Consider the following 16196-nt stretch of genomic DNA (forward strand, 5'->3'; position numbering starts at 1 on the left):
AGAGTGTTGATTGGAGAGAGTGCTATGAAAAGCTATCGATCATGGGCTGCGGTCCTGATGGCCGTTGTATTGTTAGCCATGGCCGGATCACTACCGGCAGGCAATGCGGATGATGGTCCCGCTGTGGTTCCAAAGACTTTAGAGGGACGAACCACGCAACCGGTCTGGACATTCGATCTGACCCCCAACGATGTCATCCAGTCGGCGCCATTCGAGCCTGTGCAACATGTCCAGGCGAAGCCCTACACGGAGAAGAGCCCTGTCAACCCTGAAGACTATGACGCCGAAGTTGTGGTCGATGACGACGGACGGGTATCGATGATCGGCGTCTCGAAGATGAAGATGTACCTTGAAAAAGAGCAGCTTTCTCCCACAGTGGAAGAAGAGTTGCGCCGAGCGCAGGCGCGCGGCGTGCCGCGCGACGAACTTTCCAGCGATGCGATGAGCCCTGCCTCTCAGGCGCTGGCCAACCCATTCTTGATCACGAGCGGCTCGGTCAACAGCCTGATCCCCGACCAGGGTTGGCACTGGCGGCGGGTTATCGACACGATGGGAAATGCGCCCGCCGGAGCGGTCGTGACTAATCTCGAATACCGACTCAGGATCGATGACACCGGCGATCCGCTGACGTTTTACTGTGGTGACTATGAGATCCATCTGTTCACCGGTGCCGCCGACCGCGAACTAATGATATATGATAATCTCGGCGGTCGCACCGATGGCGGTTTCGATGATGACGCCGAAGATGACTCAGACATTTACCTCAACTGGCGCAATACGCATTTCTTTGACGGTGACAGTGCCGCCGGCTGGTTCGGTGTCTGGATCGATGACATCTATGCTTCAGACTCGGGGCTGTTGAACTATATCGAGTTCTACGTTCATTGGGAAGTGCTGTTGCCGAACCTGACTTGCTATCAACCAGCCGGTTGGGATTCGGCCATAGTAGCGTCTTCGGTTACCGGGACCAACACGGCCGACAGTCTGACCGGTGGCGAGCCGGCTTATATCGACTGGTCGGTAATCAACAACGGCAGCGCCGATGTTGCCGGACGGTTCTACACCGCTCTGTACATTGACGGCGATTATGTCACTCAGTGGTTCACCGATAATCTCGGCCTGAACTGGTGGGCCTGGATCAACGATTACGCGCAAACTTTGGACACAGGATTCCACGAGATTTGTATCATCGCCGATCACACCGGTTTGATCGCCGAGGAGAACGAACAAGACAACTCCTGCTGCTTCACCTACTACTGGAATAAGCCTTACGTCCCACCGAACCTGCACTGCTACGATCCCGGATGGGACGGACCGCTGGTGGTCTCCGACGTTCGGGGTACGAATACTCAGGCCGACTCGGTTCGAGTCTGCGATACGGCATTCATCGACTGGGCGGTGGGCAACTCAGGCGGATCACCCACCGCTGATCGGTATTATGTGCGACTGTTGGTGGATGGAGTGGTTGCGGCAGCTTGGTTTAAGGACCCGCCACACGACAATGGATTCTATATCTGGGCGACCGATCATCCGTTGTTCTTCCCGGATACCGGCACACACACACTCACTTTGGAGGTTGATTACACAGGTGCAATCACCGAAGGCAACGAAAACGACAACAGTTGCGAGGTAGCAACCCTGGTGGTCGAATGTTTCGATCCGAACGTGGCCTGTTACCAGATCGACGGATGGGATGGACCGATAGTCGTGTCCGACGTGCCGGGTGGATCCACTCAGGGGCCGGTGACGGTGGGACAGACTGCCTATATTGATTTCGGGGTGGCCAACATCGGAAATGCCGCCACCGAAGTGAATGTATATCACAATATGTACATTGATGGCGATTCGGTGATGACCTGGTTTAGTACGCCAATAAACCCAGGTGACTATCGATGGGTAGCGGACTATCCCTGGACCTTTACCACGACCGGCAATCATACGATTAGACTTTTTCACGATGCCACCGATGCCGTTGCCGAGCCGGACGAGGTCGACAACATTTGCGAAATCACAATCAATGTGCAACCGGCGGCGTACCTGATAGCCGGTCGGATTAACGATCCGGGCGGCGGCTACATACAGGGAGTCTCGGTGGACTTCTCCGATGTCGGGGTGGTCGTAACCGACGCCGATGGATATTACGAGCAAGCGGTCCCCGCAGGCTGGAGCGGACGGGCGACGCCCTCCAAGGCATGCCTTGAATTCCTGCCTACCCATCGTGACTATGTCAATGTGACATCCCACATACCCAACCAGCACTATGAAGGCTCGGTGGCACAGTACACTATCAGTGGACAGGTGATCAACTCGGCCGGTGCCGGCATTCCGGATGTGCACATGACCGGATTCCCCGGCGAAGTCTACACCAATCCCGACGGCTTCTACCAGGGAACGATACCCTGCGGCTGGAGCGGGACGATTACACCTGTTCTGGAATGCTGGGGATTCAGCCCGACCGGTCGTACATACTCTGATGTTCGAGATGACCAGACCGGACAGAACTTCCTCGCTATACCCGCGACCTTCACTCTTTCGGGTTGGGTTCGCGATGCCACCGGTGCACCAATGCCCGGCGTAAGCATGAACGGGCTGCCTTGCGGTGAGGTTATTACCGATCCCACCGGGTTCTACCGCTGTGCCGTACCGTGCGGCTGGTCCGGTATTGTCACGCCGGTCTTGCAGGACTGTTCGTTCACGCCACCGAGCCGTAACTATGTCAACGTGCGCACCTCGATACCCGATCAGGACTACGTTGGTGAGTGCGGACCGCCCAGTTGCGATCCGGGCTTTGAGCTTGTAGACACCCAGGCCGGAACCGGCGGCGTTGCGGGCGTTCGCATTGTTGCCAATGGTATGCAGACAATGCCGATCGGTGGGCTTGAGTTCCATATCGACTATCCACCCAGTTGCATGTCTTGCACGGAAGTCGTGTCAGACTATCTGACCGCGCCGACCGTCAACTGCGGCAGCGGCGAGGTGCATATAGTGTGGGATGATTTCGCCAATCCGATTACCGTTCCCGACGGAGATGTCATAGCAGTGATACTCTTCGACGTATTGGGCAACACCGGTGATGTCTGCGACGTCTGCTGGGCGCAGGGCAACGAAGTAGTCGACCCGTTCGGAGACCCAATTGGGGGTCTTGGTTACTGCTGCGGAACGGTAACGGTTGAGGAGTCGGACCGTTGTATCTCGGGCAATGTGGTCTATTACGATATGGTGAAGAAGATGCCGGATGTTACGGTTGTTCTGTCACCGGGTGGAACCACTGCAACCGATGCGGCCGGACATTATGAGTTCTGCGGGCTCGCGCCCGGGAACTACACCGTCAAACCGGTGCACGGTAACAACGATCCGGGCGTGTCGGTTGGCGACGTCATCAAAATTCGTAGACACCTGGCCGTTCTGGAACCGTTCACCAGTGGCTATCAACTGATAGCGGCAGATGTTACCTGCGACTGTAACGTTAGCGTGAGTGATATTATTAAAATCCGCCGCTTCCTCGCTGTTCTGGACACGCTGCCGTGCGGGAACTGGCAGTTTGTGGACTCAAGTTATAATGTCACCACGACCGACTGGTGTCCGGTGCCGGATGAGATCAACGCCCTACTGACCAATTTCGACCAGACTGATTCGAGCTTTGTCGGAGTCCGCAAGGGTGACGTCAACAACACCTGGACACCTTCGGCACCGTTCGCATCGTCCCGACAGGATGATAATCTGCAGGCGACAGCAGGAGCATTGGCGCTGAAACTGGAGGATGCACATCCCGTGTCGAACGTGGTGGCGATTCCTCTGGCCTTGGGCAGCGGTAGGATCGCGGGGTTGGAACTACATCTGGAGTACGACAGCGACCACCTCGCCTTTACAGGATTTAACTCTGAACAATTGTCCGGTATTACGCTGAATGACGACGGCTCCAGATTGCACCTCGTGTGGGAAGACCTGGATAACGTGATCGAGCACGACGCGGAGAAACAGATTGCACAAATCGAGTTCGCGGTTGTCAATTCATCCGGTGAGTTCACGGAGATCGATATCACTTCCGCTGAGGTAGTAGATGAATCGGGAACACCATTTGTGCTTACCGGCAGAAACTCTCGCGTGTTCCTGTCCGATGGTGATGGTTTGGTGCCCGATGGTTTCTGGTTGGGTCAGAACTACCCGAATCCATTCAACCCGGACACGGACATCGATTTCTATCTGCCCCAGCAGAGTGATGTAACACTGGCTGTTTACAATATGCTGGGTCAGCAAGTGCGAGTTCTGGTGTCTTCGAGTCTGACATCCGGAACGCACACAGCTCACTGGGATGGACGCGACGAGTCCGGGCGAGCTGTATCGAGTGGAATCTACTTGTATCGACTGCATGCGAACGAATTTATCGATTCGCACAAGATGTTGATGCTGAAGTGATAAAAACCCGGGTGAGGTCGCCGAACATCGAGTGACCTCACCCAAGCTACGAACCGACCGGTCGCTGAGCTCAATGGAGAGTCGACCGGGTATGAAAAGAAAGGCAACATACGCGAAAGTGGTAATGGACAATTATGTTGTTGACGGATATATTAGGACACGACGAAAGGTAATTCAGTTTCGGTCTGCGGAAAACCCGCTGTTGGTACCGTGAAACAGCGGATGGAGCGAACCGACTGTACTCGCTGGTATGAAAAGAAACTCGTACAAATCTGATCGATGGATGTTCGACCGACAGGGTCGGATCAACTTTATGAAAAATATAATAATTACACAATACTCTTGTTGGAGGTAACGCAGATGAGGATTCGCTGTATCGTCTTTGTGACACTGTTGTTTATGGGAGCGTATGGTCTGGTTGGCGCCCAATCGATTTCGTTGGACCACACCGACGGTTTGGCCGACGCCACGCACATGAACACCGGTGTACCGGTGATATTCTATCTCAGGCTTACCGGCGATGCCGATGCTCACGGCGGTGTGGCCAACGGTTTCAAAGTATATTCTCCCGATGGTGCCACCTGGACAACCTCCGTTGGTGATACTACCGGCACACTGGGTAAGACTCAGTTCGACGGTGGTTTTTTCATAAATCCATTCTCGATCACCGGCTCAAACGCAGACACGCTCGGTTTTGCCGGATTCAGGTTTTTCGGCGCCGGTCTTCCGATCGGCTTTGATGATGTGGCCTACACGATTGAGATAGGTCCCATTCCGGCCGGAGACGCCGGCAAACAGATATGTCTCGATTCGGCTTTCTACCCGCCATCCGGCGTGTGGAAATGGGCCGGGGTAGATGTGTTCCCGGATTGGGATGGTCCTCACTGCTTTACTGTCGGCGCGGCTGCCGAGTGCGTGGTCGATGTTACCTTTCCCAATGGAGGGGAGACGGTGACGGTCGGTGATGGCATGAACATCACCTGGACCACTGCCGACTGTCTCGATTGTGATTTCGTAGACATTTCTTATTCGGTCGATGGTGGCGGTTTTACTACCATTGTGAGTGGAACTCCAAATGATGGTAGCCACGGCTGGACAGCCCCGGATGAACAGTCTTCGAATGTTGTTGTAAAAGTGTGCTGTCAAGCATCCGGTCATTGTGCTGAGAGCGGACCATTTACAATTGAGGCCATACCGTGCACAATCGTCGTAACGTCTCCGTCCAACGGCGACACCTGGACGCACGGTGATTTGGTCAGCATTCAGTGGACCTCCGACTGTCCCTGTGACATGAACATTCAAATCTCCGTCGATGGCGGAACCAGTTGGGGATACCTTGCCGGTCCGATGGCCAACAGCGGCCAGTTTGATTGGACGGTTACCGACGCTTATGAATCCAACACTGTCAAGGTACGCGTCCTTTGCACGGATGCTTCTGCGTCGGGCGCCAGTGACGGCTTGTTCAGCATAGTTGCCCCTCCGCCTACGAATATCGTACTCTCCATACCCGTCATGACCGGCGACAACTGCGACTCGGTATGCATACCGATCACGGCTGACGCTTTCACAGGTGTGGCCGGTGTCGAATTGCATCTGAACTACGACCCCGCCTGCATGACTTGCATCGGAATTGATCCCGGCGTACTCGCAGGCGCTACGGTCAACTGCGATGCCGGCGGAGCACATATAATCTGGGAAGATTTCGCCAACCCGCTCACATTACCCGATGGTGCGACCATTGCCTCGGTATGTTTTACCGGACTTTCCGAAGCGGTGTGTGCAGTGGGTTTTGATGAAACCTGCGAGTTGGTTGATGAAGTCGGCGATCCGCTGGTCGCGAGTTACAACGATGGTTCGCTGAACTGTGAGCCACCTCCGCCCAGCGATATCATGCTGACGCTGCCGAACATGACCGCCGACAACTGCGATTCTGCCTGCATACCGATCACCGTTGAATCGTTCGAGGGCGTGGCCGGTGTCGAATTGCATCTTAACTACGATGCATCGTGCATGCTGTGCGCCGACATTGATGTTGGCTATCTGGCCGGTGCGACGGTCAATTGTGAGGAAGGCGCAGTTCATATAATATGGGAAGATTTCGCCAACCCGCTGAGCCTTCCCGATGGCGAGACGCTGGCTTCGGTCTGCTTCACCGGACTCTCTGAGGCTGCTTGTTCCGTTGGCTTTGATGCCACCAGTGAGTTGGTAGATGAATTGGGTGATCCGCTGGCCGCGAGTTACAACGATGGTTCGCTGAACTGTGAGCCACCTCCGCCCAGCGATATCATGCTGACGCTGCCGAACATGACAGCCGACAACTGCGATTCTGCTTGCATACCGATCACCGTGGAATCGTTCGCCGGTGTGGCCGGTGTCGAATTGCATCTTAACTACGATGCATCGTGCATGCTGTGCGCCGACATTGATGTTGGCTATCTGGCCGGTGCGACGGTCAATTGTGAGGAAGGCGCAGTTCATATTATATGGGAAGATTTCGCCAACCCGCTGAGCCTTCCCGATGGCGAGACGCTGGCTTCGGTCTGCTTCACTGGACTCTCTGAGGCTGCTTGTCCCGTTGGCTTTGATGCCACCAGTGAGTTGGTTGATGAGCTGGGTGATCCGCTGGCCGCGAGTTACAATGATGGTTCGCTGAACTGCACACCGGTGCCTGAGTGTGTCACGACCGTGGTTAACCCCAATGGGGGAGAGGTCTTGACCGTTGGCGAAACGGTGCAGATACAGTGGACGTACACCGACGGTCCCCCCGGGGCGGCCTGCGAGTGTGATGCCTTTATCGAATTCACTACCGATGGCGGCACCACCTGGATTACTATCGATCCGGGTGCACCCGGCGGCACCTATGACTGGGTGGTTCCGGATCGCCCATCGGCGACCTGTTTGATCCGGGTGTGCTGCAATGGGCCGCAGTGGATCTGTGATGTGAGTGACAACTTCTTCACTATCCAGGGCCCACCACCGAGCGACATTGTGTTGACCCTTCCTGAGATGGTTGCGGACAATTGCGACTATGCCTGTATTCCTGTCACGGTTGAGGGTTTCAACGGTGTGGCAGGTGTTGAGTTGCATTTCGATTATGATGCCGGCTGCATGACCTGTTCGGATTTCGACTTAGGCTACCTGACCGGTGCGACGGTCAATTGTGAAGAAGGCGCTGTGCACATTATATGGGAAGACTTTGCCAACCCGCTGACCCTGCCGGATGGCGAGACTCTGGTTTCGATCTGCTTTGACGCACTGTCGGAGTCAGCCTGTCCGATTGGTTTCACTGCCACCAGTGAATTAGTCGATGAACTGGGTGATCCGCTGGCTGCGAGCTACAACGATGGTTCGTTGTCCTGCACTCCAGGAGCACCTTGTGTTGCTACCGTCATCTCACCTAATGGTGGCGAGACATGGACGGTCGGCGATGTTGTCGAAATCAATTGGACACTCGTCGACGCTACTCCTGCCGACAGCTTCGACTGCCCGGCTACTATCGACATCTCCTTTGATGGTGGTGCCACCTGGACGAACATTGCCACCAACCAGGTGGGTAGTAGTTTCAACTGGACCGTCACCGATAATCCGTCCACAAATTGCCTGATTCGAGGTTGCTGTTGCGCCCCGGATGCTGAATGCGATGTCAGCGACGCGCCTTTCACTATTCAGGCCCCGCAGGGTGGGTGCGTTCCACCTGCCATCTGTCTCGATCATGTCGATGGCCTCGATGCCGCCAACAAACTGATAGCCGGTGGCTCGGCCAGGTTCCATCTGCGCGTCAAAGGTGATGCCGACGAGCATGGCGGCGTAGCCAACGGCTTCCGCGTGTTCTCGCCCGATGGCGCTACTTGGAGTCTTACGATTGGTGACACTACCGGGACGTTGGGCAAGACCCAGTTCGACGGTGGCTTCTTCATCAATGACTTCAGCATTACCGGGATGGACGCCGACACGATCGGTTTTGGTGGTTTCCGGTTCTTCTCAACCGGCCTGCCGCCGCTGTTTAACGACATAGCCTACACCTTGGTCATCGGTCCGATTGGCGCCGGTGACGCGGGCAAGAACATCTGTCTGGACTCAGCTTTCTATCCGCCGTCGGGCGTGTGGAAGTGGGCCGGTATTGATATCTTCCCGAACTGGGACGGCCCGCACTGCTATGAGATTTCCGGTGAGCAACAACCTTGCACACTTGCGGTAACTTCACCGATTGCCGGTGATTCTCTGGAGATAGGCAGCACCTGGCCCATTACCTGGGAGACAGACTGCGATTGCTCGTACACCATCGAAGTCTCCACCGATGGTGGCGCCAACTGGAATGCGGTTGCTTCCGGAGTCCCTGGAAGTCCGTTCAACTGGACAGTACCGAATTCGCCGACCGAATTCGCTTTGGTACGTGTCTGCTGCGACGATGGATCAACCTGTGATGCCAGTGGTCGCTTCACCATTTACGAAACACCTCCACCGCCAAGGATCGTTCTTACCGTACCCGACGTGGTGGTAGATGGATGCGGCAACGGTTGTGTCCCGATCTTGGTGCAGTCGTTCAACGCAGTCGCCGGAGTCGAATTGCATCTTACATTCGATGATGCGTGCATGGACTGCGACGTGATTGACCCGGGGTATCTCGTGGGTGCGACCACCAACTGTTTGCCCGGTGAACTGCACATTATATGGGAGGATTTTGCTAACCCGTTGACCCTTCCGGACGGCGAGGCCCTGCTTAACCTCTGCTTCACCAACCTCAGCGAAGCCCCCTGCCCGATTGCATTCGAGGCGACCAGTGAACTGGTTGACGACCTCGGCGATCCGCTGGACGTGATCTACTTTGACGGTTCTCTCGCGGGTGCGGGCTGTGGTGACTGTGTTTCACCGTTCAGTTTTACGCCGACTGCACAGTCCGGTGTCTTCCGTGGCCAGGCTACAATTGAAGGAATACCAGCCGAAGCCGGCGACTATGTAGCTGCTTTCGACGAGGACGGCAACTGTGCCGGTGCGGTGGAAGTGACCATCAATGCCGGTTTGGCTTATATCATCCTGCCGATTTACGGTGATGACGATCTGACGCCGGGTGTCGATGAGGGGATGAACGCCGGTGAAAACTTCACGCTGAAAATATACGATTGTTCCGCCGACGCCATCATCGATTACTGTGGATTCTTTGATTGTTGGCTTAACACCAACGGTACACCGATACCGGGTCCGTGCGGCGATGTCGCCAATGTTTATGACTTCCAGACGACTTTCTCGGATGCCATCCAACTCAGGTCCGGATGGAACCTCATATCATTTGACATACTGTTCGGTGCCGATGATCCAGCCTCGGTGTTTGCATCGCTGGGTGGCTGTCTGGTCTACGTCACTGATTTTGACGGCGGTTCACATTACTACGATCCCAACGGCCCGCCTTTCCTGAATACCCTGCACCAGATTCGTCCGGGGTATGGTTACTGGGTGAAGGTTTGTGACGACATCCTGCTGGCCGTGGATGGCATTTGTACGTATCCGTGTAATTTCAAGCTCGATCTGGACAACGGTTGGAACCTGATTGCCTATTGGCCGCAGGCTACGGTCACGCCGGCAGCCGCCTTTGCCGACCTGATCAATGCCGGTGCTCTGGTTTACGTCACAGGTTTCGACGGTGGTTCACAGTACTTCGATCCCAACGGCCCACCCTTCCTGAACACTCTGACTCAGATCAGGAACGGCTTCGGCTATTGGGTCAAGGTCAACGCTGCCTGGCCAGGCTTCCAGTATGAAGAGTGCGATGTTGCCGGTGTCAGTGAACGACCCACGGTATCGGATCTCTCGCTAAACGAGGATCGATCCGGCCAGCTGGGACCGTTCGCATTCACACCCACCAACCTGTCGGCGGCATTGTCCGGCAGTGTAACCGTTAACGATCACGCAGCCGAGGAAGGCGATTTGATAGCCGCCTTCGACGAGGCAGGCAATTGTGTGGGTGCGGCGCGCTTGTTCCGTCACAATGATGCGGCTTATTTCTCCATGCCGATCTATGGTGATGACCAGACAACGCCGAGCCTCGATGAAGGCATGAACTCAGATGAGAGTTATCACCTCATGCTGCTGGATGCGTCCACTGGTGAGATTGTCGAACATGGCGTCGAACTAACTGGATGGGTGAACACCAACGGTGCACCTCTTCAAGAGCCGGTGGTGTTTAACTTCGCATCCAGCGCCCGTTTGGTTGGTGAGATACCCGACGAATATACATTGTCGCAGAACTATCCAAACCCGTTCAACCCGGCCACGACCATCCGGTTCGGTTTGCCGGTGCCGTCACAGGTGGAACTGTCGGTCTACAACATTGTAGGTCAAAAGGTCGCCACGTTGGTGACTGGTGCCTACCAGGCCGGGCTGCACGAAGTCCAGTGGCGTGGTGTCGATCAATCCGGGGTGCCGGTCGCTTCGGGTGTATACTTCTACCGTTTAACGACGGATGCATACAACGAAACCAAGAAGATGCTCCTGCTGAAATAGGAGCTGTGGAGATAGCAAGAAATAGTCAGTTGCCGGGCAGGCCGACCGGGCCTGCCCGCACCTGTGAATTGGACATTAGGTCGAGACGAAGTGTCGACCCCGGGTCTTCAAAGGAGGAGCTACGATGAAAACTGCTAACCCGCCACTCTGGACAACTCTGCTAATCGTGGTGGTGATGTGTACGGCGGTAAACGCGCAGGAAACCTGCGGACCGTTCACCTTCACACCTACAGCCGAGTCCGGCGTGTTTGTCGGACAGGCTACTATAGGCGGCGTACCGGCCGATGCGGCCGATTGCATCGCTGCCTTCGATGCCGACGGCAATTGTGCCGGAGCCACAAGTATCGTCATTAACGGCGGACTGGCCTACATCAACCTTCCAATCTACGGCGATGATCTGCTGACCGGAGGTGTGGATGAAGGCATGAACGCGGGGGAGAATTTTACTTTTGCCCTGTATGATGCCTCGGCCGACGCAGTCTTGCCGATGAATCCGGACACGGCCTTCGGCTGTTGGGTCAACACCAATGGTACGCCGTTGCCCGGTCCGTGCGGTGACTTCAATCTGGTACATGATTTCGGCGGCGGCGGCGGTGAGCCATGTGATCCCCCGGCTATCTGCCTCGATCATGTCGATGGTTTGAATCCCGACGGGACGCTTCCTGCCGGTGGAAGCGCGACCTTTCATCTGCGGGTGAAGGGTGATGCCGATACGCACGGCGGTGTAGCCAATGGTTTCCGAGTGTTTTCACCTGATGGCGCTTGCTGGGGCACAACTGTAGGCGACACTACCGGCACCCTCGGCAAGGCCCAATTCGACGGCGGGTTCTTCATCAACCCGTTTTCCATCACCGGCTGCGACGCCGATACCCTCGGTTTCGCTGGCTTCCGATTCTTCTCGACCGGTCTTACGCCTTTCTTCGACGACATTGCCTACACCATAGACATCGGTCCCATCGACGCCGGCGCCAATGGCAAGAACATCTGTCTCGACTCTGCTTTCTATCCGCCCTCGGGCGTCTGGAAGTGGGCTGGTCCGGATGTATTCCCCAATTGGGACGGCCCCCACTGTTTCACAATCTTAGGCGATTGTGAAGCTCCCGCGATTACGTGCCCCAGTGTCCCCTTTGGTGTGGATGCCTGTGCCGGTGACGAAGTGTGCGTGCCTTTGGAAATAACCGGCGCTACCAGTGTTACTGTCGAAGGAGCGACATGGTCGGGCGGTCAGCTTTGCTTCACGCCAAGTGCGTCGGGTCCGCTCAACTTCCACGTTGTCGCCTCTAACGATTGCGGTGAGGCAATCTGCGATGTAACGGTAAATGTCACTCTCACCGACCCGCCGGCGATAACGTGCCCCAGCGTACCGTTCGACGTTACGGCCTGTGCCGGTGATCAAGTCTGTATTCCTCTTGACATCGCAGGCGCGGATGATGTTTCTGTCAACGGCGCCACCTGGGCGAACGGACAGCTGTGTTTCACTGCTGGGGCGTCTGGTCCGATGTCCTTTACAGTAGTGGCCACTAACCAGTGCGGACAGGACGAATGCGACGTTACGGTCAACGTAACCATCACCGACCCGCCCGCGATCACCTGCCCCAGCGTACCGTTCGACGTTACGGCTTGCGCCGGTGACGAAGTTTGCGTGCCGTTGGAAATCACCGGTGCTACCAGCGTTACTGTCGAGGGTGCAAGCTGGGCCGATGGACAACTCTGCTTCACCGCGGATCAGTCCGGACCTCATAACTTCACAGTGATTGCCGACAACGAATGCACCGATGATCGTTGCGACTTTACAGTAAATGTAACGATTACTGACCCGCCTGTGATTACATGTCCCAGTGCGCCGATCGATGTCAGTGTCTGTCTGGGCACGGAGGCTTGCGTACCGCTGGAGATAGTTGGAGCTACCAATGTCACAGTCGAGGGTGCGACATGGGCCAATGGACAATTGTGTTTTACAGCCGAAGCTACCGGTCCCATGATGTTCCACGTTGTAGCCACCAACGACTGTGGCGAAGCGACCTGTGATGTCGAGGTCATTGTCTCAGCGGGAGCTGGGCCGACTATCGACTGTCCGCAGGCCATTATCGACGTGTCGGTTTGTGCGGGAGATCAGGCTTGCATATCACTTCCTATCGACAATGCTACCAATGTGTCGGTTGAAGGTGCGACATGGGCCGACAACCAGCTATGCTTCACTCCCAACGCTACCGGTACGTTCCAGTTTGATATTACCGCGACGAACGATTGCGGCGAAGAGACTTGTCATGTCACTGTGCGAGTTGTGGTGATTGACCGGCCCGTGATCGATTGTCCTACTGCCGCCTGGGACGTGACCGCCTGTGCCGGTGACGAAGTCTGTATTCCTCTTGAAATCACCGGCGGCGCCGAAGTCTCGGTCGAAGGAGGTACCTGGTCGAACGGTCAACTCTGTTATATTGCTGAGGTCGCCGGGCCTGACCAGATCCATATCATAGCGTCCAACGTGTGCGGCGAAGTGTTCTGCGATGTAACCGTCAACGTGACAATCGTTGACCCACCTACTATCACGTGTCCCGATGGACCTATTGATGTATCAGCTTGCCTCGGTACCGAGGTCTGCGTCCCGCTGGAGATAGTGGGAGCTACCAACGTCACAGTCGAAGGCGCCACCTGGGCCAATGGTCAGTTGTGTTTCATGGCTGACGCGACCGGTCCTATGGCCTTCCACGTTGTAGCCACCAACGATTGTGGTGAGGCAACGTGCGATGTAACAGTTAATGTCGCAGCCGGTGGCGCACCCACCATTGCCTGTCCGGACGTCCCGGTTGATGCTTACGGTTGCGCTGGAGATCAGGTCTGCATTTCTTTGGCTATCGATAACGCCACCAATGTCGTGGTTGATGGCGGAGCCACCTGGGCAGACGGCCAGTTGTGTTTCACGGCGAACGCGACCGGTACTCTTCAATTCGATGTTACGGCCACCAACGACTGTGGCGAGGCCACTTGTCACGTAATGGTTAATCTCGAAGTGACTCCCTTGCCGGTGATCGACTGTCCGTCCGGTCCCTTTGACCATGTTGTATGTGCCGGAGACCAGATTTGTGTGCCACTGGAAATCGGAGGCGCCACCAGCGTTACGGTCGAAGGCGCCACCTGGGCCGACGGTCAGTTGTGTTTCACGGCTGAAGCAACAGGCTCGCACGTCTTCCACGTTGTTGCTACCAGTGACTGCGGTGAGACAACGTGTGATGTCACGGTTACAGTAAGGGTTACTGATCCGCCGATGATAGAGTGTCCGGAGCCGATGGATATCGTTCTCTGTGGCCCGGAGCAAGTCTGCTTCGACCTGGCCATCGCCAACGCCACGACCGTCGAGGTTGACGGCGGGACATGGAACAACGGCGTGCTCTGCTTTGACGCTGAGGTTGATGGTTCGTACACCCTCGTGGTGACGGCCGGCAACGAATGCGGCACCGTCACCTGCGCGGTTGTTGTTGAGATTATCTTCCTCGAAGCGCCGATTGCCTGTTTCGACTCCAACCCTACCGGTGTACCAATGCAAATCGCGTTTTCGAATTGCTCCGTTGGTGCCGAACCCTTGATGTTCCATTGGGACTTCGGAGACGGTGGCGCCAGTGAGGAAGCCGAACCGATGCACAACTACGCCGAACCGGGTGAGTACGTGGTGACACTGAGTGTTACCGACGATTGCGGTCGCACAAGCACAGTTACGCACACCGTCAGTGTCGGCGGCGTGACCCCGACCGACCGCTGGATCAGTATATATTGTCCGGAACCGATGCTTGACGGCTTCCCGCTCAATCCAGGCGATGTCATTCGTGCTTATGATCCGGATGGTGTTCTGTGTGGTATCGGATCGGTCGCCGGAGACGGCTCCTACGGATTGCTGGTCATATACGCCGATGACATTTTCACGGCCGAAGTGGATGAAGGCGCCGACCCCGGTGACGAGATTTCTCTCACTGTCAATGGTGATGAGGTCTTCGTTGATCCGCCGCTGATCTGGAATGAGAACGGCGACGTCGTGCTACTGTGTGAGTTCAGCACCGAAACCTGTTTGCAGTTCGATCTGGATGCCGGGTGGCATCTGATATCGTGGAATGTAGCTTACAGCGACGATGTCGCTAACCTGATTGCCGGTTTTGAAAGCTCGGTCGATGTCATCCTCTCGTTTGACCGAGGCGGTCTGACTTATGTTCCCAGCCTGGCGCCGTACTCAAACCTGCAGCAGGTCGACTACCACTTCGGATACTGGTTCCGTTTGAACAGCCCGGTCTTTTTCGAGATCTGTGGCGGCCAGATCCCGGCGGGTGATGCCATCTCGATTTACGGCGGCTGGAATCTGGTCAGTTATTGGCCGGAGGAAATCCTGCCGGTAGAAGATGCGCTAAGTTCGATACTGGCAAACTTAATCGTTGCCTATGGCTGGGACGGCGAGGCTCAGGTCTACATCCCCGGCAAGTTGTATGTCAGCAACTTGATCGAGATGGCGCCCCAGTTTGGTTACTGGATCAAGTCGACGACGGCCGACATGTTGACATATAACGGCTCCGACCCGATCGCAGTTGGCGGCAACGATCATAACGCCACGGGCCAGAGCAATGTTGGATTGTCTAACGAATGGATGTCTGTCTACGGTAGTTCACTTCAGGTTGACAACCGCCAGTTAGCTGCGGGCGCGACCATTGAGTTGGTTACCACTGACGGTGCCGCCTGCGGCGTCGGAGTCTATGATGGCTCCAAGCTCATGCTCACCCCGGTTTACGGATCGGTATCGATTGACGAAGCTACCGAGAATCTCCCCGAGAAAGGGGACAAACTGTCGGTGCTGGTCAACGGCGACCGCGTGTATCCGGACCTTGAGTACCAGGGCCACGGTGCTATCGTGCAACTGGGACGCTTGACCGGCAATGCCGACGGCTCTCCGGAGGCGCTGCCTGATGATTACAGTCTGTCCCAGAACTATCCGAACCCGTTCAACCCGTCGACTACGATCAGATTCAATCTGCCGGTCAGCGAGCATGTCGAACTGGTCGTCTACAATCTGGTAGGTCAGAGAGTAGCCACGCTGGTCGACGGCGCTCTGATAGACGGTTGGCACGAGGTTGAGTGGAACGGCGCCGATGACTCAGGCACGCGAGTAGCTTCGGGTGTCTATCTGTACCGCCTCAACTCAGCCAATTTCTCGCAAACGAAAAAGATGACGCTGATGAAGTAACCCGGCGTTTTGATCTGACAAGGGGATGGTGATAGCTCGCCATCCCCTTTTTCTTTGGCCG

The 16196-nt window shown here is 55.9% G+C and carries 3 protein-coding genes; all 3 read left to right on the plus strand.

Annotated features, from left to right (window positions below; all coding sequences use genetic code 11):
• Positions 1 to 24: 24 nt before the first annotated feature.
• Complete coding sequence (locus OEV49_02945; protein MDH3890016.1) at positions 25 to 4416, plus strand: T9SS type A sorting domain-containing protein; 4392 nt, start codon at positions 25 to 27, stop codon at positions 4414 to 4416.
• 360 nt (positions 4417 to 4776) lie between these two features.
• Positions 4777 to 10914 (plus strand): T9SS type A sorting domain-containing protein, encoded by a 6138-nt coding sequence (locus OEV49_02950; GenBank protein MDH3890017.1) that lies wholly within the window; start codon positions 4777 to 4779, stop codon positions 10912 to 10914.
• A gap of 124 nt (positions 10915 to 11038) precedes the next feature.
• Complete coding sequence (locus OEV49_02955) at positions 11039 to 16135, plus strand: PKD domain-containing protein (GenBank protein ID MDH3890018.1); 5097 nt, start codon at positions 11039 to 11041, stop codon at positions 16133 to 16135.
• The last annotated feature ends 61 nt before the right edge of the window (positions 16136 to 16196 follow it).

The sequence above is a fragment of the Candidatus Zixiibacteriota bacterium genome, from assembly GCA_029860345.1.
Classification (GTDB): domain Bacteria; phylum Zixibacteria; class MSB-5A5; order GN15; family FEB-12; genus JAJRTA01.

Excerpts from the sequence above, each read along its gene's own strand:
- OEV49_02945 (MDH3890016.1), top strand. The coding sequence starts at position 25 with ATGAAAAGCTATCGATCATGGGCTGCGGTCCTGATGGCCGTTGTATTG.
- OEV49_02950 (MDH3890017.1), top strand. The coding sequence starts at position 4,777 with ATGAGGATTCGCTGTATCGTCTTTGTGACACTGTTGTTTATGGGAGCG.
- OEV49_02955 (MDH3890018.1), top strand. The coding sequence starts at position 11,039 with ATGAAAACTGCTAACCCGCCACTCTGGACAACTCTGCTAATCGTGGTG.